The sequence below is a fragment of the Bacteroides sp. BFG-637 genome (genome assembly GCF_024793605.1).
Taxonomy (GTDB): Bacteria; Bacteroidota; Bacteroidia; order Bacteroidales; family Bacteroidaceae; genus Bacteroides; species Bacteroides vicugnae.
Genome location: NZ_JANUPD010000002.1, coordinates 3,351,692 through 3,373,787 on the forward strand (window position 1 = coordinate 3,351,692; position 22,096 = coordinate 3,373,787).

Below are 22,096 nucleotides of genomic sequence, written 5' to 3' on the forward strand. Positions count from 1 at the left end.
CAATGTAACCTGCGCTGTTGTTTTATAAGATTTCAACTATTTCTTATTTTGATTTTGTTCCAAAGTTTGTAGAAACAACTTCAAGTTTCAATTTGTATTTATCTTGTTCTTCTTTAGGTAAAGAAGTATTTGTGGCATTTGTACCTCCCTTTAAGCGCGCATAGCCAGGTTTCAGGTCATGTTGTATGCTAATAACATTGCTCGAAGAACCATAATAGCTATTACTTGAGGAAGCATCTGTGGTTACAAGTACTGGAATAAGTATGAATTTGTTCCAATCACTATATTTTTCCCATTCTTCAATAGTATTAACCTCTTGAGTGTCTGTTTCACCTTCGGAGTTAGTTATTGGGAGAGTTATCGTCCCACTCTTGAGTTTCTTTTCTGCTTCTTCTCGTTCTCCATCTGCTAAACAATCATTAATCATTTGAGTAATGTTGTTGAATGTATATTGAGTAAAGCTAGTAGTAGGATTAAATAGAGATGAAGTTATACCATCACTAAGTTGATTATCTTTAAAGAAACTATCTTTATATTTTTTACGTATTAATAGAACATTCTTAGGAGTAGACATGCCAAACTTCTTGTCACTGGTTTCATTATAGATAGGAATTCCTAATTTAACCGCATTTAAAGTGTCTCCTTGGAGCTTTTCTGCTATTTGGCTAACAGGAAGAGTTAACTGTGTAAAGATGCCAGCCGGGCTTTTTAAGTAAGTCCATTTAGGCTCATTTATACATTCCTGAATTTTTTCTGTATCATTCTCCAATCGGTTGGCTTGAATAACTTCGCGGGTAGATGTGAATGAACGTCCGCTGTATATAACAGAGTCTTTTCCGGCAGATGTGTGTAGTAGACCACCTGTTATGCTATCTCTTGCATGCTCCAAAAATGCTACATCCATTTGCATGGAACTAGTGTAGAGGATAGTACCGTCTCCATAGTCGCTTTTTACATACACTCCGGGAAATATACTTTGAAATTTCTTATATAGATCTTCTGTACGTCCTCCTTCTAAAAGTTTCAGTCCCAAATCCTGTGTTCTAGTCTGATCCAATGTAATTTTAATATAAGGAGTATATGTTGAAAGATTACGTATAGAATCACTAATAGATAAATCAACTGCTGTATAAGATTTACTCCCTAATAAACTTGTCGTATTATCATAATATTCTGTAGGGTTGATATTGGTATAATAAGCATCTGGATCTTCGTACCAATATTTGTTTCCTTTTTCTTATCTAATACATACATACTTAGTCGGCAAGCTGTTAATGAATCTCCAAAATAACTGTCATACCAAAGATAAATATTGATTTGGCAATTACCAATAGGATTTCCATTATCATCTTTAATGATGGTGTAGTTACCAGATACACCTTCTGCCACATTCTCGAAATTTGTCATCATCTTTCCAGTACCACTTTCAGTGGTTCCAGAAAAAGCTGCGGGGAAAGTCATTCCTTCGGGACAGTTAAGTTGCGCCAAGAAACCTGCCTGATAAGTTCCGAATGTTTCATCAGTGAACTTTCCTACATACCCCACATTGGTCATTGCATATATCTTACCGGCATGAACGGATTCGGTAGTTACATCAAATGTAGATAGCTTTCCATTGATATTTTGGTCGCTTCCCGGAAACATTCCCAATCCCAGTCCGGCAGTGTTGTCATCACAACCCCAAAAGGTGATTGCCAGTAAAGCTATTAAGGCGTATTTTGCTTTCATGATCGTCGTATCTTGATTTTTTATTCTTCTTCGTTTGCAGTGGCTTCCCATACTTTATCGTAGAACTCGTTGCAGGCATCCGCATAGTTTTCCGGGTTCTGGTAGTCAAGTACCAATTTGCCAGATTGGCGGGCATATTCAATAATAGACTCGTCTACCTTTTCACTGTTTTGTATTACTCCGTCCGAATAGTCAACAGCGAGTTTGCAAAGAGCGGCGTAGTCTACCGGTTCCTTCAAATCACCTAAATCTTTCTTGGTAATACCTTTCAGCATCAGTTTTGTTGCGAAATCGTCGCTAAGTGTACTCTTGAAATCATCTTCATAAACAGAGAATACCACTTTAGCGTCGCGGAAAGAAGGTTCGTCTTTATAGGCTTTCTTAATATAAAGAGGAGCTAAAGCTGTCATCCAGCCATGACAGTGAATGACATCAGGACACCAGCGGAGCTTTTTCACTGTTTCCAATACACCGCGTGCATAGAAAATGGCACGGCTATCATTATCATCATATTCTATACCATTTTCATCCGTTGTCTGCATCCGATTCTGGAAATAGTCATCGTTATCGATGAAATATACCTGCATGCGTGCGGATTGGATAGAAGCAACTTTTATAATCAAGGGGTGGTCAGTATCATCGATAATCAGGTTCATACCAGAGAGGCGGATCACTTCGTGCAGTTGATTTCTGCGCTCATTGATATTTCCCCATTTAGGCATAAAGGTTCTGATTTCACGGCCTTTTTCTTGTATCGCCTGTGGAAGGTTTCTACCTATATTGGCCATTTCGGATTCTGAAACGTAAGGTGTAATCTCTTGAGTAATAAATAAAACTTTATTCGCCTTTGTCATAATAACAATAGTTCACTATAATATTCTGCAAAGATACGAAAAAAAAGACATATTAAATAAGATATTCTTTCTTTATGTGGCAAATATTAGTTTATTTTGCAGAGTTTTTGCAAACGAGTAAAACATAAACCAATTGACGAAAATGAAAGTAGTGCACACTATCAAGGACTTACAGGCAGAATTGACTGCCCTAAGAGCCCAAGGTAAAAAGGTGGGACTGGTTCCTACAATGGGTGCTTTACATGCGGGACATGCATCTCTGGTAAAGCGCAGCGTAAGTGAGAATGGTGTAACTGTTGTGAGTGTTTTTGTGAATCCCACACAGTTTAACGATAAAAATGACTTGGAGAAATATCCGCGTACATTGGATGCAGATTGTCGTTTGTTGGAAGAATGCGGGGCGGATTTCGCTTTTGTTCCTTCAGTTAGCGAAATGTATCCGGAACCGGATACTCGTCAATTTAGCTATGCACCATTGGATACGGTGATGGAAGGAGCTTTCCGTCCGGGACATTTTAACGGTGTTTGCCAAATTGTCAGCAAACTGTTTGATGCTGTACTGCCGGATCGGGCATATTTCGGAGAGAAAGACTTCCAGCAGTTAGCGATTATTCGTGAAATGGTTCGGCAATTGAAATATAATCTTGAAATTGTAGGTTGTTCAATTGTACGTGAGGAAGACGGACTGGCATTGAGTAGCCGGAACAAACGTTTATCTGCAGAAGAACGTGAAAATGCTTTAAATATTTCTCGCACCTTATTTAAAAGTCGTAACTTTGCAGCCACTCATACAGTGAGCGAGACGCAAAAGATGGTTGAAGATGCGATTGAAGCTGCTCCGGGTTTGCGTATGGAGTATTTTGAGATCGTAGACGGAAACACATTGCAGAAAATTAGTAATTGGGAAGATACTTCCTATGCGGTGGGATGCATCACAGTGTTCTGTGGAGAAGTCCGGCTGATTGATAACATTAAATATAAAGAATAACTAAAAAGACGAAACCTTATGATGATTGAAGTGTTGAAGTCGAAAATTCATTGTGCACGTGTCACAGAGGCAAATCTGAACTACATGGGTAGTATCACGATTGATGAAGACCTGCTGGATGCTGCAAACATGATTCCGGGAGAGAAAGTGTATATTGCTGATAATAACAACGGTGAACGCTTTGAAACCTACATTATCAAAGGTGAACGCGGTTCGGGCAAAATTTGTCTGAATGGTGCTGCTGCCCGCAAGGTGCAACCGGATGATATTGTGATAATCATGTCTTATGCATTGATGGATTTTGAGGAAGCCAAGTCGTTTAAACCGGCTGTAATTTTCCCTGATCCTGCGACGAACAAAGTGGTAAAGTAGAAAGTATCTTTGATATTTGAATAAGAAAAGCCCCGTTTTACATTTCGTAAACGGGGCTTTTCTTATTCTGTTTTTTATGCCGGGGATGATCGGTGTTCTACCCACATATGAGTTGGCTTTAGCCCACCTCTCGATAAACTTCCGCCCACGTGTCAGATGTAGTTATCCCACGTGTTAGGGAAGTTTAGCCCGGGTGTTAATAAGCGGCAGTTAGTTGCCGGCGTTTGTTTTCAGTTGTTCATTCATGGCAGTGGCAGCTTTACGGCCATCACCCATCGCCAGAATTACAGTAGCTCCGCCGCGAACGATGTCGCCACCTGCGTAAATCATCGGGATAGAAGATTCCATATTGTCATTTACTGCGATAGTTCCTTTTCGTCCTAATTCCAGTCCTTTGATAGAGCTTGGAACAATCGGGTTAGGAGATACCCCAACGCTGACAATGGCCAGGTCTATATCGATTGTTTCTGTTGCTCCCGGGATAGCTATAGGGCTACGACGTCCGGAAGCATCCGGTTCTCCTAATTCCATCTTTTGCAGAATAACCTGTTTTACGCAACCTTGTTCATCAGCAATATATTCGATAGGATTATGCAGAGTGAGGAATTCAACTCCTTCTTCTTTGGCATGTTTTACTTCTTCGATACGTGCCGGCATTTCTTCTTCCGAACGACGATAGATAATAATAGCACGTTCAGCGCCAAGACGTTTTGCTGTACGGACAGAGTCCATAGCTGTGTTACCACCACCGATTACTGCCACATTCTTACCGAAAGCTACCGGAGTGTCCGAATCTTCGCTGGCGGCATCCATTAAATTGACACGGGTGAGGTATTCATTTGAAGACATGATATTGATGGAGTTCTCTCCCGGGATATTCATAAAGTTTGGCAGTCCGGCACCGGAAGCCACGAATATTCCTTTGAAACCTTCCGCTTTCAAGTCTTCTACACCGATAGTCTTTCCTACAATACAGTCTTTGATGAAGTTAACGCCCATCTTGCCAAGATTGTCGATTTCTACATCTACAATCTTGTTTGGCAAACGGAATTCGGGAATACCGTATTTCAATACACCTCCAATTTCATGCAACGCTTCGAATACAGTTACATCATATCCATATTTAGCCATGTCTCCGGCAAATGCCAATCCTGCAGGTCCTGAACCGATAACTGCTATTTTGATACCATTTTTCTCTGCAATGACAGGTACGGAGATTTGTCCGCTTTCGCGTTCATAATCAGCTGCAAAACGTTCCAGATAACCGATAGCTACCGGCTTTTCATTCATTTTCAGATGAATACATTTTGATTCGCACTGTTTCTCTTGCGGGCACACACGACCGCAAACAGCCGGAAGCGCACTTGTTTCTTTCAATGTTTTGGCAGCTTCGAGGAATTCGCCGCGTTCGATATTCTTAATGAAGCGGGGAATATCAATGCCTACCGGGCAGCCTTCCATACATCCCGGATTAGCACAATCGAGACAACGTTTGGCTTCTGTAACAGCCTGTTCTGCTGTTAATCCTTGATTAACTTCCTCTTTACGGCTATGTGAACGGTATTCAGCATCGAGTTCATTCATCTCTACACGAGGAATGGCTGTACGTTCTTTGGGTTTCATGGATTTACGTAACTCCTGCCTCCAAGCAGCATTACGACTTTTTTCATCGATTTCTTTGGTTGCTTCACATTCCGATTCCAGCTTATGCATTTCTTCGCGTTCGATATTCTTGAACGCACCCATACGTTTCAGCATTTCGTCGAAATTCACCTGGTGACCGTCGAATTCCGGACCGTCTACACAAACGAACTTTGTTTTTCCTCCCACAGTGATACGGCAAGCACCGCACATACCTGTTCCGTCCACCATGATCGTATTTAGCGAAACATCTGTCGGAATTTCATATTTTTTAGTCAGCAAGCAAACAAATTTCATCATGATGGCAGGGCCGATAGCGAAACATTTGTCTACTTTCTCACGTTTGATAACTTCTTCTACACCTTCTGTCACCAGACCTTTACGACCGTAAGAACCGTCGTCCGTCATGATAATTACTTCGTCAGAGCTTTCACGCATTTCTTTTTCCAAGATGATAAGGTCTTTATTGCGTCCAGCCAATACGGTGATAACACGGTTGCCGGCAGCCTTCAAAGCCTGTACGATAGGAAGCATCGGAGCCACACCTACACCACCACCAGCGCAGACTACTGTTCCGAATTTCTCTATATGGGTAGCTTGTCCGAGTGGGCCTACTACGTCAGTAATAGATTCGCCTTCATTCAGCTCGCAGAGACGGGTAGAAGAAAGCCCGACTTCCTGTACTACCAGAGTAATGGTGCCCTTTTTCAGGTCGGAACCTGCGATAGTCAATGGCATACGTTCTCCTTTTTCGCCTACACGTACGATGACGAAGTGTCCGGCCTTACGAGATTTAGCAATTAAAGGAGCTTCAATTTCAAATTTGAATACTTTTTCAGAAAAGCGTTCCTTGCTAATGATTTTGTTCATTATCTAATTAATTTGTTGTTTTTATTACGTAACTGCTATCAGAATGATATAAATTTTGGCAAAGATACAGCTAATTTACGAAATATAAAAGAAAAGCCACTCTTTTGATGAGTGGCTTTTTATATACGGTACTTTTATTAGTCTGTCATGTCAAATATTAGTCTATCATGTCAAAACCGCAATACGGAACCAATGCTTTCGGTATTCTGATACCTTCCGGAGTTTGGTTGTTTTCAAGTAGGGCGGCAACGATACGTGGCAATGCTAATGCTGAACCGTTTAATGTATGGCAGAGCTCGGTTTTCTTTTCTGCATTACGGTAACGGCATTTCAGACGATTGGCTTGGTAGGTATCGAAATTGGATACGGAACTTACTTCCAACCAACGTTTCTGTGCCTCTGAATATACTTCGAAGTCGAAGCAAAGGGCAGCGGTGAAGCTCATATCACCACCACAGAGGCGGAGGATACGATACGGAAGTTCCAGTTTTTGCAACAGACCTTCTACGTGGTCGAGCATTTCCTGATGAGATTGTTTGGAGTGTTCCGGTTTATCAATACGAACCAATTCTACTTTGGAGAATTCGTGCAGACGATTCAGTCCGCGTACATCTTTACCATAGGAACCAGCTTCACGACGGAAACATTGTGTATAGGCGCAATTCATGATTGGCAACTGTTTTTCTTCCAAAATCACATCACGGTAGATGTTGGTTACAGGCACTTCTGCTGTCGGGATCAGATATAAATCATCTACTTCGCAATGATACATTTGTCCTTCTTTGTCAGGAAGCTGTCCTGTACCATAACCGGAAGCAGCGTTAACTACTGTCGGTGGCATGATTTCAGTATATCCGGATTTGCGTGCCTCGTCCAGGAAGAAGTTGATAAGAGCGCGTTGGAGTTGTGCGCCTTTACCTTTATATACAGGGAAACCTGCACCTGTGATTTTTACACCCAGGTCGAAGTCTATTAAATCATATTTCTTAGCCAGTTCCCAGTGAGGAAGTGCATCTTTAGGAAGTTCAGTTTCCATACCTCCCATTTTTTCTACTACGTTATCTTCAGCGCCTACACCTTCGGGCACACTGTCGTAAGGAATGTTAGGAATGGTATAAAGTACATTCTGCATATCTGTTGCAGCCTGTGTCATGGTGGCGTCTAATACTTTGTTACCTTCTTTTAGTTCGGCAACGCGGGCACGTGCAGTTTCAGCTTCCTCTTTCTTGCCCTCTTTCATCAGTTGACCGATGGTGCGTGAAAGCGAGTTAACCTCTGCCAGATTTTTATCTAATTCATTTTGTGTGCTACGTCTCTTGTCGTTAAGAGCGATCACTTGATCGATCGTTTCCTTTGCATTTTTGAAATGCTTCTTTTCCAGTCCGCGGAGTACCGCCTCTGTGTTTTCTGTAATTTGTTTAATGGTAAGCATATCTATACTTTTTATGAACTTTCTTATTTAAGGCTACAAAGATAAAGAAAAACGAATAATCAAGCAAGTATATGTGTATTATCTGATACATATATGCATATCAAATACACATTTTATGAGGGAAATCTTAGTTAGGTGCTGATACAATGAAGTGAATTAGATATAAAAAGAAAGGAGATGTAATCCATTGGATTACATCTCCTTCTCTTAAATATTTTCAGTTGTGCAATTATGCCTCGGTAGCAGGAACAACAGAAACATATCTTCTGTCTTCTTTGCCAACTTTGAAGCTAACTGTACCATCTACTAAAGCGAAAAGAGTGTGGTCTTTACCCATTCCGATGTTTTCACCCGGGTGGAATTCAGTACCTCTTTGACGAACGATGATGTTACCTGCTTTGCAAGCTTCGCCACCAAATATCTTAACGCCTAATCTTTTACTTTGTGATTCGCGGCCGTTCTTAGAACTACCGACACCTTTCTTATGTGCCATTTCTTCTTACTTTTTAATTGATTAAGCTACTACTTCTGTAATTGTTAATTCAGTGAACTGTTGACGGTGACCGTTCAGTTTTCTGTGTCCTTTTCTTCTTTTCTTGTGGAAAACAAGAACTTTGTCGCCTTTAACCAAGTTTGAAACAACCTGGCAAACAACTTTAGCGCCTTCTACGGTAGGAGCACCTACTGTTACGTTTCCGTCTTTGTCTACCAAAAGAACTTTTTCAAATTCTACTGTTGAACCGTTTTCTGCACCTTCGATGTGGTGAACGAACAACTTTTGACCAGCTTCTGCTTTAAATTGCTGACCGTTAATCTCTACAATTGCGTACATCTTATATATAAATGTATAAGTTAGCTCCGGCGGGTGGTCTTTAATCACTTAAAGAACTCTTTATCGAACCCGTTGCGGAATAATCGGGCACAAAAGTACTATTTTTATTCGTTCCCGACAAATATTTCTTTTATTTTTTATAGGAGATAAAATGATTACGGCAAATAAATGAGCGTTTTAGCTCTCATTGTAGCCTATTGGACTAATTCTCCTAAATTCTGCATAATGATTTTGTGTGGATAAACACGAAGTTCTTCTGCTGTTGTCATTCCGTTCAGCACACCTGCAAAATCGACTCCTGCATTCTGCGCTGTTTCGGCATCTACGGTGCTATCTCCAATATATAATGTTTCTTCGGGGCTACTTCCTAGATGTTCCAATGCAAATTTAACTCCTTCCGGCGAAGGTTTCGGTGCTTTTACATCTTCTCCTCCCACTACTATATCAAGAAAATTTTCAGGCAGATATTCTTCCAGATAACTCAATATCCGGAAACGATACTTGGTAGAGATAATTCCGACACGGGCACCCCGTTTCTTCAATTCTTTCAGCGTAGACAATGTGTCGGGGAAAAGACGGGTATTTACATTCATGTGTACATCAGCTTCCAGTCTGTACTCCTGCCGGAAGGCCTCCAGCTGTGCCGGGTCGGTAATTCCGGTAAGGATACTGAATGATTCTTCTAATGTTTTGCCGATTGTACGCTTGATAGCTTCATCAGTAACGGTTAAATACTGATGCCGGGTAAGCACAATTCTGAAACACTTAACGATACCACGCGACGAATCGGCTAGTGTGTAGTCGAAATCGAATAAATAGGTTTTGTAGTTCATTGGGGAAAACTTTTCCGCAAAAGTACTAAATACTTTTCTTATTTCACAGCTTCTACTGTGTATCCTTGTCTTTTTAGTAAGTTTAATAATCCTTTTTCTCCGGGGAGGTGCAGGGCGCCTACTGCGACAAAAGTCGGGGCAGCCTTCATGATTGCCGGTAGTTTTTCAGCCCACGCTTTATTACGGTTGTAAATCATAGCATCTTCTTCGCCGGGAAGTGCGTCACATTGATCACCTTTACGCTCTTCGCTGATTTTGAGCATGGTGTTCAGATCTTGTTTCATGTAGGCGTTTGTGAGCCTTTTCAGATTTTCTACTTCAGTCTCTATATGGTTAAGAGTGCACATCAATAGTTGTGCTTGCCGTTGTAGTGAACTGCCATTGAAAAGCAGGTTGAATTGGAATTCTGCAGTTTCCAGTCCGTCCACCTTTTTTCCGTTTTGGATGGCTTGGCTCTGAAAGAATGTGTCGAGTTGCTCTTGCGGGTTGAATTTCCCTATATGTTTTACGTAAGCCATCACCACTACATTATTTAATAAGAAGGCAGGCTTTAGCTTCGGAGCCATATTTAAATCTACCATCAGGTTTTCTTTGCAGAATTTATTAGCAGTCTCAAAGTCTTTCGGAGAAAGGAGAGAGTTCAGCGTGGTATCACTTTCAATCATCATTGCCTTTTGCATCTTTCCCATGGTGGCGGGCGATTTCATTTCCGACATTTTCATCTCTCCATATACTTGTTGGGTTTCATTCATAGCCTTTTTAAGTCCGGCAATGCTGTCCATGATGCTGAACGGTGCCAGATGGTGAGTGCCTATGATGTAGGACGGTTGGTTCAGTCCGTTGCCGGACACTTTCCATAAAAGCTGTGCATTGGCGCTGAATGCCACGCAAATAAATAGAACTGCTCCGATGAATGATTTCATAATTTTATATCATTAGAAGTTGATAATTAACGTATCCTGCCGCCGCTTATCCAGTGTTTGCTATAATAGTTCTCGTTCAAGTTGCTGACGATCACTCCTTTACTGGTGCTGGAATGGATAAACTTTCCGTTTTTGAGGTAAATGCCTACATGAGCTACTTTATTTTTTGAACGGCTGCTGGTGAAGAATACCAAGTCTCCTTCCCGGAGATTCCGCTTGGCGACTTTATTACTTTCTTTTTTCAGATCTTCCGTGTTACGCGGCACTTGGGTGCGGTATACCTTACGATACACTTGATAAACTAATCCCGAACAGTCGGCTCCTCGTTTCGAATCACCTCCACCACGATAGGGAACCCCTATCCAGTCGGCTGCTTCCAGATAGAGCTTATGGTTATCCTCCATATTGATATCTACCCCCAACAATATAGAAGCCCGCGCCAATGCTTGATAATCCAGCCGGGGCGCGGAAGTGCGGCAGGAACTAAGGCTGGCAACCAGTCCTAATAAAAGGACGAATTGCAGGAAGTATCTTTTCTTTCTATCAGGTTTCTTTATACTAGACTTATGGGTATCAGACTTTTCTGTTATATATCTCATCATAATTAGTTTATGCAATAATTTTGGTAAGGATGAATACTTACTATTCATTATTTTATCATTCCCTATTTACCGTTTACTCTTCTTCTACATTAAAATAATCCTCCAGTTCTTTCTCTGCGGAGTTGTCCTCGTTGATAATATCCCGGATGATGACACCGTGTTCCAATAAAGCGATCCTCGGACATACATCTACGGTATGATTGAGGTTGTGACTGGATATAATAACCGTAGCTTGATGCTCCTCATTATATTTCTTGAGCAGATGTTTGATGATAGACTGAGAACTTGGATCGAGGAAGTTGAACGGTTCGTCCAGTATCAGTAATTGCGGGTAATGAAGCATGGCAGAAATAATTCCGATCTTTTGCTTATTACCTGCGGAGTAGTTGCGGATTAGCTTCTTGTGCCCGATCACTTCTCCACTCATAAAACGTTCGAAAGGAATCAGACGTTCGTCCACTTCTTCTTTCTTTAGTCCGTACATCTTTCCGATGAAATAGAAATATTCTTCCGGAGTGAGATAATCAATCAGAAAACCATCGTCAATGAAAGCACCGGTAATGCTTTTCCAGTCTTCGCTTTGGCTGACATCAATATCATTAATAATCACCTTACCATCGTCTGCTTTTAGCAGATCCAGCATGATTCGGAAGAGAGTTGTTTTACCGGCACCGTTGTTTCCCACCAATCCGAGCATATCGCCTTGATTGATTTCGTAGTGTTCTATGTCTACGGCAATCTTCTCACCGAAATTCTTTTTAAGTTTGTCAATGATAATCATGATCTTCAATGTTTATATGGTTAATGATTCATGAGCGTTTATTGGCGGCTGTCTCTGAAGCCTTCCATGTTTTCGTATCGCCGTTTCATGAAACGATGATATACATTTTTAATCCATAAAGGAGAAGTCAGGGTAAATCCGAGACCGACAACTAACAGAATTATGTAAGTGATTGTTTCACCTAAAAATGCATTTAATAGACTGTATAAGATGAGAGGCACACCAAAAGCCGCGAAATTAACCACCATCTGTATAGCACTATTCGTTTGTCGGCTTGCCACTTTCTCGTTTAAGGGTACCGTCTGTTTGTTGTAGACAGCCAGTTGGAAAAAACAGAAATAAATAAAGCCGATGGTATAGAAAAACCAGGCGAAGGCGCCCAGTAAAGTGAGTTTATTCATGATGATGGCGGGAATCATGAGTATGAAAGGTATGATTTCACCAATACTGTATGTGTAATATTTGGCTTTCAGCAGACTCATAATTGATTCTTTACGAGACATCAGGCCATCAATGTAATTGCCTTCGAAGGACATAATCTGTGAAAGGATAATCATTCCGAATACGGCAAAGTTGTATACACAGATGAAGGAAGTCATGAAATTGCCGTCGTAGACACTGGAAAAGCTAAGTGCAACGGAGAAAGCCACCACTACAATAGCGATATTGCGTAATGCACCTTTACAGCGGCGGTTGCGTAAAAGCATTTTCAGTTCCAATCTCATATATTCGCCAACTTCCCCGTAGCGTTCGAAGAATTTATATTCGGAGACATGCTTAATCTGACTATCTTCTACTTTTGCCAGCTCTGCATAGATAAGTCCGGACATGATCTTGCGGTTAACCAGCCATAAAATGGCAATCATAAGTATGGTGCCGAGAAAATATAGAATGTTGCCCTGTATATATCCGTCTCCCAGATCCATGAAAAAATAGAAGAGGGGGCTATCTTCGGGAATGAAAAGAAGGCAGCCTATTCCACCGTAGAAAGCGATAGGTAATAGAATCCACCAAATACGTTCGTTGATAAGAGTGCGGCAAAGCAAGTACCAGTAATTATTGGCAATAATCAATAGCAAGATACCGATAAGATAGGTGATGACACCGGAGATACCGAAAAACTTGGTAATAGTGATGAAGGAAAAAGGGACAAACAGAAACAACCAGAACAGGTTGAACAGACTTAGTCCCGAGCGGATTAGTAAAAAGTCGATGACACGAATTCGTTTAACCGGCAGCAGGAGGTAAGGTTTTACCTCCTGTGTCGGTGTTTTTTGAAACGGAACACGCAACAGAAAGTCCAGTGCCAGGATAAAGATCAGAACCACTGCGTTCATCACATGATATGGTTCCCGGTTGGGAACCATATCAGAAAATCCGAACGCGAACGTCGTACCGAAGAATATCAGGTAACCGGCCCAGAATGCGCCCATGACATAACCGAGTATTTTAGCAACTTTGTTCTTTTCATACATCGGATGCCGTTTGGCGGCAAGCCTTCCATGTTTGCGTAATTCGTTGAATATCATCATTCAGTAGATATACTAGAGAATTTTTATTTGTTTTCTTCCGGCACGGTCATGATGACTTGAATTTCGTTGTTCTGTTTCAGCAAATTGGCGAGGAAGTCTTGCACTTCTTTCGCTGTGATGCTGTTGACCAACTTTTCATAGTCTTTGGTATTATCCACACCCGTGTAGAGGTATTCGTCCATATTATTAAGCCAGTAGCCGTTTTCTTTCTGGGCGTCTTTATACTTCTTCAGCATATATTCTTTGATCTTCTGCATGTGCTCGGCAGACGGACCTTCTTTTGCCATTTTGTGAAGTTGTTCTACAACAACAGCAGACAGTTTATCTTTCTTGGCAGGGTCAGTTTGGAATACAATCTGAAGAACAAGCTCCTCTTTCGGGTATTTACCAAGGCTTCCGTTACAGCTTACACCGTATGTACCTCCTTCTTTTTCACGGATTTCAGCAGTGTAAACCAAATCCAGAGCCTGATCTAAGAAGCTAAGCAGGACATTGTTGCGCAAGTCATATTTGCAAGTGCCGCTATAAAGGAACATGATGGTAGCCATTGGAGTTTCCTGTGCCTTTGCAAATACATTTTTGATCTCTCCCTTGCGGATATCCATCTTGTTATCTTTGAAAGTCTCTTTACGGTTGATAGATGGCAGACCTCCCAGATATTTGGCGATTAACGGTTTCATTGTAGCCAAGTCTACGTTTCCTACCAGAAAGAAAGTGAAATCACTAGCATCTTTGTAGCGGTCTTTGTACATTTCAAGAATACGGTCATAGTCGATCTGGTCTACCATGTTTTCCTTCATTCTGATGGCACGCGGATGGTGACCGTATAGTACACTTGTAACTGTGTCACTGAAAGCAGTCATCGGATTAGCGTCCGCATTTTGAAGTTCGGCTTTCAGACGGTTCTTGTAAGATTCGAATGCTTCCATTATCCTTACGCGGAGATGTGAAAGTCAGATAAGTAAGCTGCATCATTGTCTCAAAGTCTTTCGGAGCACAACTACCGGAAACAGTTTCCGTAGTGTTGCCGATACCCGCACCTACGTTTGCACGTTTGCCGGCTAAAGCTTTACCCAGATCCACTTTGCTGAAATTACCGATTCCACCTACCAGAGCTACTCCGTTTAATTGAGAGATATTGATAATTTCTTCGTTCGGGAATACGCTGGTACCACCGAAGCTTACACCTTTCATTACAATCTGGTCAGCCTTGAAATCAGTAGGCTTCACATATACAGTTACGCCGTTGGAAAGCACCAACTTAGTCGTATCATAAATATCACCAGCTTTTTCAGAAACAATCTTGCCACCTTTAATATCTTCAGAGATCAGCGGTTCGTTAGAAACTTTATCTTCATAAGGTTTCAGATCGAATGACTTCATTTGTTTCAATAAAGCAGCAATTTCTTCTTTAGTAGGATATTTAGCGCCTTCTTTTTCCGGACCGGCCAGTAAAACCACCTGATTGTTGTCAGTGATTAGTTGTTGCATCACCTGATTGACAGCTTCTACAGGGATATTCGGAGCCAGTTTGTTTACCAGTGTATATTCAACTTCGATTCCCGGAATCGGTTCTTTTTCAAGGAAATTGTTAACGTATTCGTTGACGTAAGAACTACTTTTAGTCTTTTCACGTTCGTTGTAAGCAGATTCTACGGCTTGCAGATAGTTGGCGCGTGCGCGTTCATATTCTGATGCGGTAAATCCGAAGCGGCGTGCACGTTCAGCTTCTTCCAAAACTGTTTTCATTGCTAAATCGATGCCGTCTATTTTGCTGCTTGCATCAAGTGCGAGTGCTTCTTTAGTCTTGGCAAGGAAATAGTTTCCATATTCTGCGCTTGCACTAGTGAAAGGAGGATTAGCAGTTTGGCGGAGTTCGTTCAAACGGTTGTTCAGCATATTCATAGCCATGCTGACCATATACTGGGTAGCATAATAAGCAATGGTATTTTTCAAAGAATCCGGTGTAGCGTCTTGTTTGAAGAAGATGTTTACATAAGGATTCTTCACTTCCTTGTCTGTGCCGATATAGATAAGCGGTTCCTGATTATCTGCCACTGGATAGTAGATACGTTTGGCCGGGTTTACAGGAGCTTTTACATCTGCGAATACCTTTTTCAGTTTGGCTTCAATTTCATCTACATTGATATCACCTACAATAACGATTCCTTGCAAGTCCGGACGATACCATTTCGCATAATAATCGCGGATATCCTGATAAGGGAAGTTGTTGATAACATCAATGCTTCCGATAGGCATACAGTCTGAATATTTAGAATCCGGATATAGAGTAGACTGTGCATCAGTCATGATGCGAAGCATACCACTGTTGCGGCTTCTCCATTCTTCGCGGATAACACCACGTTCTTTGTCAATTTCCTTGTCGGCAAGGTTGATAGCATTCGACCAGTCATGAAGGATCAGCAGACAAGAGTCTACCACGTTTATATTTTCAGTCGGTACGTTGCTGATGTTGTACACCGTCTGGTCGACGCTGGTATATGCATTCAGGTTCGTGCCGAATTTGATACCTTTCGTTTCGCACCAGGGCACGATGCCAAGTCCGGTTTCATCACCCGGGAAGTGCTTTGTGCCATTAAAAGCCATGTGCTCCAGAAAGTGAGCCAGACCACGTTGTTGCGGTTCCTCAAGAATAGAACCTACTTTCTGGGCGATGTAGAATTCAACTCGTTTTTCGGGAAGGGCATTGTGGCGAATGTAATAGGTAAGCCCGTTGTCTAGTTTACCGATGCGGACATTCTTGTCTACAGGTAACTCTTGCATGGGTTGTGCAAGTACGAGCTGGAAATTGCAGCATATAAAAAGGACTGCAATAAATAATCCACGTAATAAATGTTTCATGTTCTATTTAGTTTAAATAAATATTTCTGTGTTATTTGTCGTTGTGTTTGGTTGTAAATCACAAATAGACAGGGAAAAGAGTTATTTTATAGCTTCCCGTATCTTGACTAGCTTAGTTAACAGTCCTTCCAGGAGGTCTAACTTTAGCATATTGGCACCATCGCTTTTTGCCACGGCAGGGTTTTCATGCGTTTCGATGAATATTCCGTCGGCACCTACGGCGATACCTGCTTTGGCGACAGTTTCTATCAACTGCGGCATTCCTCCCGTTACCCCACTGGTCTGGTTGGGTTGCTGCAAGGAGTGAGTGACATCCAGAATCACCGGATAGCCGAATGATTGCATTTCGGGGATACCACGATAGTCCACAACAAGATCCTGATAGCCGAAAGTTGTTCCGCGTTCGGTAAGCATCACATTCTTGTTTCCGGCTTCCACCACTTTGTCGGCAGCAAACTGCATTGCCAGCGGTGAAAGGAACTGTCCTTTCTTGATGTTAATCGTTTTTCCGGTTTTGGCTGCGGCAACCAACAAGTCGGTCTGGCGACAAAGAAAAGCCGGGATTTGAAGTATGTCCACGTATTCGGCTGCCATTGCAGCTTCATCTGCGGTATGGATATCGGTTACGGTAGGGACTCCGAAAGTCTCATGTACTTTTTTCAATACTTTGAGTGCTTTCTCATCGCCAATGCCGGTAAACGAATCCAGACGTGAGCGGTTTGCCTTGCGGTAAGAACCTTTGAATACATAAGGAATTTGCAGTGCTTCGGTGATCTTTACTACTCGTTCGGCAATGCGCATTGCCATTTCTTCACCTTCTATCACACACGGACCGGCCAACAGGAAAAAGTTGCCGGTGGGGTTGTTCTTAAGTTCTATCATACTTAACTACTATTATAAGTTTATTTTCAGGCACGGATTACGCGGATTACACGGTTCTTGCAGATACTGTAAATTACACTGTTCTTGCCAATTCGGTTATATTAAGAAAACCGTGTAATCCGCGTAATCCGTGCCTAATTATATTTAATTTGGAATAATAAGCGTTGTCTTTTCCGGGAGCACGCCTACTTCTAAAGGAAAATGTTTAGGCAACAAACGCCCGTCCAAATCCACCGCTGCATTCTGTGCCCGGAGTACCTTTACTTTTCTCGTCCGGTAGCTTTTCACCACTTTGTGATTCAGGATTCTTCCCTGAATCAGCATCCATAGTCCGGAAATAATTTGCAGGAATTCCGGGCGGTAGATTACGGATACATCCAGCCATCCGTTGTATGGAACGGCACTGGGTGTTTGTCCCCATCCCCAGGCACTGCCTATACATACGGTCATGATGCGTCCGCGGATATGTTCGTCATTGATACGGAGATGCATTCTGTAAAGCTTCCGTTCAAATATAAGAGAAAACAGGGCGGCAACGTATGAAAGGAACTTCACTCCCCAGAAACGCTTGGTCTGATCGGTGATTTTGACGATTCGTGCTCCCAGTCCGATATTAACGGCATTGAGGAAATAGCGACGCTGGTGTTCGTTTCCGTCGTAGAAGTTGCAGTAGCCTACGTCTATTTTCTTCAACCGATGATTGATGATACAGTCGACAGCCGGCTTGTATTCGGTGCTAAGTCCCCAATATTTGGCGAAGTCATTTCCGATACCGTTCGGAATCATACCGAGGGCAATGTTCTCTTTATCTTCGGCATCGGATAGCATAATGCCATTGATGGCATCATTCAATGCCCCATCACCTCCCACAATGACAATCGTGCGATAACCATTGTTGGCCAAAATTTTAGCGAGACGCTCTACCGAACCGAAACCTTCGGATTGTACATAGTCATAGTCTACACCTTTACTGTCCATGTACTCCTTAATTTCTTTCCAGCGCTTCTTTACCTTTCGGGTACCAGCTTTTGGGTTGTAAATCACTCCCCATTTCTTCGGTTCTACACTCATATTTGTATATCTATCCTATTGTGTATTAAAAATCGCACTATAATAACTGCCAAAGATACTAATTCCCTTGCAGTTTCTCTTTTACAAAAGCTATCTTTTCTTCCATTGGTAACTCTGCATTCATCCAATGGATCGTAAATCCTCTTCTTTCCATGCCACGGAACCAGGTCATTTGTCGCTTGGCAAACTGATGGATGGCTATCTCCAAACCGTTGAACATTTCTTCATAAGTCAGTTTGCCTATGACGTACAATGTCAGGTATTTGTATTCCAGTCCATAGTAGATGAGATCGTCCGGTGCAATTCCCTGTTCGATCAATCGTCTTACCTCGTCCACCATTCCTTCATCCAATCGTTGTTTTAATCGGCGGGTGATCTTTTCACGGCGCAGTTCCCGGTCAATATCCACTCCGATGATGAGGCTGTTCAGTTCCGGAAATTCCCTTTCGGGAACCGGATGGGCTGCATAATACTCTTCAATTTCTATTGCACGTATCGCCCGTTTCACGGTATCCACGTCGGTGGAGTTATGCAAAGCCTTGTATTGACTTAATATTTCCGTCAACTCTTCCAGCGAATGATTTGCCAAACGGTTGCGTAATTCCGGATTTTCCGGTACGGGCATCAGTTTATATCCTTTCAACACGGATTCCAGATACATACCTGTCCCTCCACATAAAACGGGAAGACAGCCTTTTTGTTTGATGCTTTCGTAAGAATTCAGGAAATCACGTTGATATTCAAACACATTGTATTTGTATCCGGGGTCTGCAATGTCAATCAGATGATAGGGGATTGTACGTCCGTTTACGGTATAGTCGGCCAAATCTTTTCCTGTACCGAGATCCATTCCTCTATATATCTGACGGGAATCGGCACTGATAATTTCTGTGTTGAGTTCATAGGCCAAGGCAGCGGCAAAGGGAGTTTTACCCGAGGCTGTAGGTCCGAGTATGGCGATTAAATCATAGTCCGGCATAGCTTCATTCTTTTATATCTGCAAAATTACGAAATATTTTTAACCTGTTTGGTATTCAATCGCTTTTTTATCAAGATAAATAAGAGAGTAGGGAAGGTTAATTTGTATTTTAACCTCTAATTGCTGGTATTCAATCTAATGATGATGAAGCGTGTGAGAATAACGCATAGATACGGGTAAAGTAGCTTGAAGATACTGGCATTGTTCAGCTAAAGTGCCTTTAGTTCAAAATCATTTTCACATTTATCTGTTGCTTATTGCCTGTATGATCCGGCATGCCTTTCCATTTTTATCCACACCTTCTATGGTTATATCTTCCGGTGCAGTGCTGTCCGGAGTATAGTATTCGATGATTGCTTTTCCATTAGCATCCAGTTGTAGGGTAGGATTCCAATAGATTGTACTTCGTAAATCCGAGCGTTGGTCATTCTTCTTTTCGGGCGTATCATAAGTAGGATGATAGAACTCGACCGAGTCGCTGTACCCCAGTGGAGTACACGTGATAATGCCCTGTGCCGGTCTTGCCGGGATATCTTTACCGTCTTTCAGCGTAATAACGATAGCACCTGCCGAACCGCGGGAGCCTAAGATTGCTGCATCGGCACCGCGGAGAAGGCTCAAACTCGACATATCACTGGTTTGTATCATGGTCAAGATATCGTTATCGTCTTCATATACCACGTCGTCAACGACAATGACAGGTTGCTCGGGATTGTTGCGGATATGTATTTCATTTCCATTTGTCACGCTAATGCCCGGAAGTCTGGTGACTGCATCGAAAGCTGTTTGTGCACCGAATCCTTCCAATCTGTCCCCTTCGATCGTGTAGGTGTTGATACCTCCTGTGTAAATACTTTCTGAACTGGCCTTTTTACGACTTCCAGTGACTACCACTTCTTTCAGATTGTACACTCTCATTCCACCTTCCATGTAATATTGGTCGCGGGTATTGAGCAAATAATCTTCCATAAACGTTGCTGTTCCATCATGGAAAGGAGACTTGTGTGAAGTTGCCGGGTATTGAGGAGTGTCAATCACAATGTCTACTCCGGCAAATCCTCTTTTGGTACGTGCCTGAACAAGGAAAGTCGTGCTATCTCTGAAAGATGTGTTCACGATAAACTCTCCTTTTTCGTCTGTGGTGGTAGTGGCGATGATGTTCTGTTTGGGAGCCAGAATACAAATAGGTCCTTTCTTAACGTTACCCCCAAAGAAGCCTTTGATACGTCCGCTGATAGTTTGCCCCTTTTCCATATAGTTGGTGAGGTTCATTGAAGGTGCAGTCAGTACATTCCGGATATGGTGTCTGCGCCATCCGTGCGTCATCATCAGGAAGTCTACCGTGCGGAGAGTCCGGAGGTCTTGCTGCATAAAATAATATCCGGGATTTTCTACATATCCTTTTAAGTCGGAGGTTAATAGAAGATTCGATACGATATTGTCAGCAAGCGAATCCGGACGGATACTCTTTCTGTCGGTAATGCTGACGGAGAAACTACCTTCTACCGGAGTACCGTTATCATCTTTTGCTGAAATTTGCAGGGATACCTTTTCTCTTTTTCCGTATGTCGGCTTATCTGCAAGAATTTGCCATTGATGCGGATTCCGGTCGGGTACGAAAACCAGGCGTTCGCTAAGTGCGTTGCCCTGTTGGTCGATCAGCATGAAATGGGTGATGCCTGCGTTGAATAAACTGTCGTTCATTCTTCCAAAAGTCCTGTCGACACTGACTGGCTGCAGGATGATCAGCTTTCCGCGAGTATGTGCAATCAAGAATAACTTTTGAGGCCACTGGGTAGCTTCTGTTTTCTGGATTTCGTAACGGATTTCCTTTTTATAATGTGTCATGGAAAGTGTGATTCCTTTTTCTTCTACAGCTGGGAGGTCGAATCGTTTACTGATACCGTCACCGGATTTGGCAATCACATAATAAGAGTTCCCTATAGTCGGATTCAGTGTGAAAACTCCCATGCCGTCATGCTCTGAGCGGAAGACTGTTAATGTGTCTCCGTTGGCATCGAACAGGCAGCCTTCTATTTCTGTGGAAAAGCCGTCCGATCCTTGAGCCTTGAAAGCTATATTCTGATGAGCAACGGCCAGGAGAGCTCCCCCTTCCGGGAAGAACTTAACGTCAAAGTCTTTTGTAAACGAAGGCAGATAGAAAGTCTTTTTATAGATATATTGGGGATCATCGAATTCTACTTCAATGTGGCGTGTGGCAATAGGCTTCAGATCCGGCAGGGAAATAGAAATCATCCCATTCTCGTCTGTCTTTCTTTTACCTTTATCTTTTATCTTTCCATTTTCAAAGTAGTGGTAGCGGATAGCAGTATTTCCGAAAGCCTCTTGGACATTGCTGGTAAATCTTACCTTGGCTGTATAATGTGATTCGTCTTCTTGCTGATACTCAATATTCGAGACAATCGTGTTATCAATCGAGTTACCGATTTTCAGATTGCGTGAATAAAAGAATTCCGGTTCCTGATTAAGCATCCAGTTACTATATCCCCGCAAATAATAATCACCTGCCGGGAGAGTGGGAGGGAGGGTGAAAGCATTATGAAAACCCAATGAATCTCTACGAATCTTCTTACGTTCTACGATAGAGTCGGAACGGTTGACAAGCTCTGTAATGATGAAGTTGCTTTGTGTATTATCTTGATGTGTAACAGAGTTTACCAGATATCCCTTGAACCATATTTTTTCTCCTGCCCCATAAAATGGCTTGTCCAGATGCAGGTACAGCTTTTCCTGTGGGACCTTTTCCAGCAGATTAAAATACGCAATGATTGTATCTTGTCCGTTTTGCCCCGACAATGGAGCAAAACAGAACAGCATTCCGAAAAAGAAAGCTATTGAAACCCTATTAATCGAAAATGTAGTTATGCTTTTCATATATTATACGTCTTTGTGA

General features: G+C 42.1%; 16 protein-coding genes and 2 pseudogenes. 2 read left to right on the plus strand and 16 right to left on the minus strand.

Annotated elements, in window-relative coordinates; genetic code table 11:
• Nucleotides 1-43: 43 nt before the first annotated feature.
• Together NXX38_RS12820 and NXX38_RS12825 are read right to left on the minus strand one after the other, a co-directional pair.
• A pseudogene (locus NXX38_RS12820) lies at nt 44-1,728 on the minus strand (DUF4270 domain-containing protein).
• A 20-nt stretch (nt 1,729-1,748) separates the two neighbouring features.
• On the minus strand, nt 1,749-2,582 hold the full coding sequence (locus tag NXX38_RS12825) for a glycogen/starch synthase (protein ID WP_074637926.1): 834 nt from the start codon (nt 2,580-2,582) through the stop codon (nt 1,749-1,751).
• A 142-nt stretch (nt 2,583-2,724) separates the two neighbouring features.
• On the opposite strand from NXX38_RS12825, the gene panC reads away from it, so the two are divergent.
• The gene (panC, locus tag NXX38_RS12830) at nt 2,725-3,570 is read left to right on the plus strand and encodes a pantoate--beta-alanine ligase (protein ID WP_074558481.1); all 846 of its coding nucleotides are present in this window, start codon (nt 2,725-2,727) and stop codon (nt 3,568-3,570) included.
• A gap of 18 nt (nt 3,571-3,588) precedes the next feature.
• Nucleotides 3,589-3,942, plus strand: a complete 354-nt coding sequence (panD, locus tag NXX38_RS12835; RefSeq protein WP_004301789.1) for an aspartate 1-decarboxylase — start codon at nt 3,589-3,591, stop codon at nt 3,940-3,942.
• Nucleotides 3,943-4,152: 210 nt separating this feature from the next.
• Here panD and NXX38_RS12840 read toward each other — a convergent pair whose 3' ends face one another.
• The 14 genes and pseudogenes from NXX38_RS12840 to NXX38_RS12905 all read right to left on the minus strand — a co-directional run bounded on the left by NXX38_RS12840 (nt 4,153) and on the right by NXX38_RS12905 (nt 22,077).
• Nucleotides 4,153-6,453: a bifunctional dihydroorotate dehydrogenase B NAD binding subunit/NADPH-dependent glutamate synthase gene (locus tag NXX38_RS12840; protein ID WP_074637927.1), complete on the minus strand. Its 2,301-nt coding sequence runs from the start codon at nt 6,451-6,453 to the stop codon at nt 4,153-4,155.
• 157 nt (nt 6,454-6,610) lie between these two features.
• Nucleotides 6,611-7,885, minus strand: a complete 1,275-nt coding sequence (serS, locus tag NXX38_RS12845; protein ID WP_074558484.1) for a serine--tRNA ligase — start codon at nt 7,883-7,885, stop codon at nt 6,611-6,613.
• Between the two features lie 229 nt (nt 7,886-8,114).
• Nucleotides 8,115-8,378 carry a 50S ribosomal protein L27 gene (gene rpmA / locus NXX38_RS12850; protein ID WP_004301792.1) on the minus strand — a complete coding sequence of 88 codons (264 nt, stop codon included), beginning with the start codon at nt 8,376-8,378 and terminating at the stop codon, nt 8,115-8,117.
• 21 nt (nt 8,379-8,399) lie between these two features.
• Entirely contained in the window at nt 8,400-8,717 is a 318-nt protein-coding gene (gene rplU, locus NXX38_RS12855) for a 50S ribosomal protein L21 (protein WP_004316691.1), read from the minus strand.
• A 194-nt stretch (nt 8,718-8,911) separates the two neighbouring features.
• Nucleotides 8,912-9,550, minus strand: a complete 639-nt coding sequence (locus NXX38_RS12860; protein ID WP_074558486.1) for an HAD-IA family hydrolase — start codon at nt 9,548-9,550, stop codon at nt 8,912-8,914.
• Nucleotides 9,551-9,588: 38 nt separating this feature from the next.
• Entirely contained in the window at nt 9,589-10,473 is an 885-nt protein-coding gene (locus tag NXX38_RS12865; protein ID WP_258979634.1) for a TraB/GumN family protein, read from the minus strand.
• A gap of 26 nt (nt 10,474-10,499) precedes the next feature.
• Nucleotides 10,500-11,123 carry a C40 family peptidase gene (locus NXX38_RS12870; protein ID WP_258979635.1) on the minus strand — a complete coding sequence of 208 codons (624 nt, stop codon included), beginning with the start codon at nt 11,121-11,123 and terminating at the stop codon, nt 10,500-10,502.
• Between the two features lie 25 nt (nt 11,124-11,148).
• Nucleotides 11,149-11,856 carry an ABC transporter ATP-binding protein gene (locus NXX38_RS12875; RefSeq protein ID WP_004301798.1) on the minus strand — a complete coding sequence of 236 codons (708 nt, stop codon included), beginning with the start codon at nt 11,854-11,856 and terminating at the stop codon, nt 11,149-11,151.
• Nucleotides 11,857-11,894: 38 nt separating this feature from the next.
• Nucleotides 11,895-13,388 (minus strand): DUF5687 family protein, encoded by a 1,494-nt coding sequence (locus NXX38_RS12880; RefSeq protein WP_258979636.1) that lies wholly within the window; start codon nt 13,386-13,388, stop codon nt 11,895-11,897.
• Between the two features lie 23 nt (nt 13,389-13,411).
• Nucleotides 13,412-16,250 (minus strand): annotated as a pseudogene (locus tag NXX38_RS12885) (M16 family metallopeptidase).
• An 81-nt stretch (nt 16,251-16,331) separates the two neighbouring features.
• On the minus strand, nt 16,332-17,132 hold the full coding sequence (gene kdsA, locus NXX38_RS12890; protein ID WP_148364342.1) for a 3-deoxy-8-phosphooctulonate synthase: 801 nt from the start codon (nt 17,130-17,132) through the stop codon (nt 16,332-16,334).
• Between the two features lie 144 nt (nt 17,133-17,276).
• Nucleotides 17,277-18,203, minus strand: a complete 927-nt coding sequence (locus NXX38_RS12895; protein ID WP_004301802.1) for a diacylglycerol kinase family protein — start codon at nt 18,201-18,203, stop codon at nt 17,277-17,279.
• Nucleotides 18,204-18,261: 58 nt separating this feature from the next.
• The gene (gene miaA, locus NXX38_RS12900; RefSeq protein ID WP_148364343.1) at nt 18,262-19,182 is read right to left on the minus strand and encodes a tRNA (adenosine(37)-N6)-dimethylallyltransferase MiaA; all 921 of its coding nucleotides are present in this window, start codon (nt 19,180-19,182) and stop codon (nt 18,262-18,264) included.
• A 243-nt stretch (nt 19,183-19,425) separates the two neighbouring features.
• The gene (locus NXX38_RS12905; RefSeq protein ID WP_258979637.1) at nt 19,426-22,077 is read right to left on the minus strand and encodes a TonB-dependent receptor plug domain-containing protein; all 2,652 of its coding nucleotides are present in this window, start codon (nt 22,075-22,077) and stop codon (nt 19,426-19,428) included.
• Nucleotides 22,078-22,096: the final 19 nt, after the last annotated feature.

Bases quoted from the DNA above. Each gene is read 5' to 3' on its own strand.
- rpmA (WP_004301792.1), bottom strand. From the start codon at position 8,378: ATGGCACATAAGAAAGGTGTCGGTAGTTCTAAGAACGGCCGCGAATCA.
- kdsA (WP_148364342.1), bottom strand. From the start codon at position 17,132: ATGATAGAACTTAAGAACAACCCCACCGGCAACTTTTTCCTGTTGGCC.
- NXX38_RS12905 (WP_258979637.1), bottom strand. From the start codon at position 22,077: ATGAAAAGCATAACTACATTTTCGATTAATAGGGTTTCAATAGCTTTC.
- miaA (WP_148364343.1), bottom strand. From the start codon at position 19,182: ATGCCGGACTATGATTTAATCGCCATACTCGGACCTACAGCCTCGGGT.
- NXX38_RS12895 (WP_004301802.1), bottom strand. From the start codon at position 18,203: ATGAGTGTAGAACCGAAGAAATGGGGAGTGATTTACAACCCAAAAGCT.
- rplU (WP_004316691.1), bottom strand. From the start codon at position 8,717: ATGTACGCAATTGTAGAGATTAACGGTCAGCAATTTAAAGCAGAAGCT.
- serS (WP_074558484.1), bottom strand. From the start codon at position 7,885: ATGCTTACCATTAAACAAATTACAGAAAACACAGAGGCGGTACTCCGC.
- NXX38_RS12870 (WP_258979635.1), bottom strand. From the start codon at position 11,123: ATGAATAGTAAGTATTCATCCTTACCAAAATTATTGCATAAACTAATT.
- NXX38_RS12880 (WP_258979636.1), bottom strand. From the start codon at position 13,388: ATGATGATATTCAACGAATTACGCAAACATGGAAGGCTTGCCGCCAAA.
- panD (WP_004301789.1), top strand. From the start codon at position 3,589: ATGATGATTGAAGTGTTGAAGTCGAAAATTCATTGTGCACGTGTCACA.
- NXX38_RS12860 (WP_074558486.1), bottom strand. From the start codon at position 9,550: ATGAACTACAAAACCTATTTATTCGATTTCGACTACACACTAGCCGAT.
- NXX38_RS12865 (WP_258979634.1), bottom strand. From the start codon at position 10,473: ATGAAATCATTCATCGGAGCAGTTCTATTTATTTGCGTGGCATTCAGC.
- NXX38_RS12840 (WP_074637927.1), bottom strand. From the start codon at position 6,453: ATGAACAAAATCATTAGCAAGGAACGCTTTTCTGAAAAAGTATTCAAA.
- NXX38_RS12825 (WP_074637926.1), bottom strand. From the start codon at position 2,582: ATGACAAAGGCGAATAAAGTTTTATTTATTACTCAAGAGATTACACCT.
- panC (WP_074558481.1), top strand. From the start codon at position 2,725: ATGAAAGTAGTGCACACTATCAAGGACTTACAGGCAGAATTGACTGCC.
- NXX38_RS12875 (WP_004301798.1), bottom strand. From the start codon at position 11,856: ATGATTATCATTGACAAACTTAAAAAGAATTTCGGTGAGAAGATTGCC.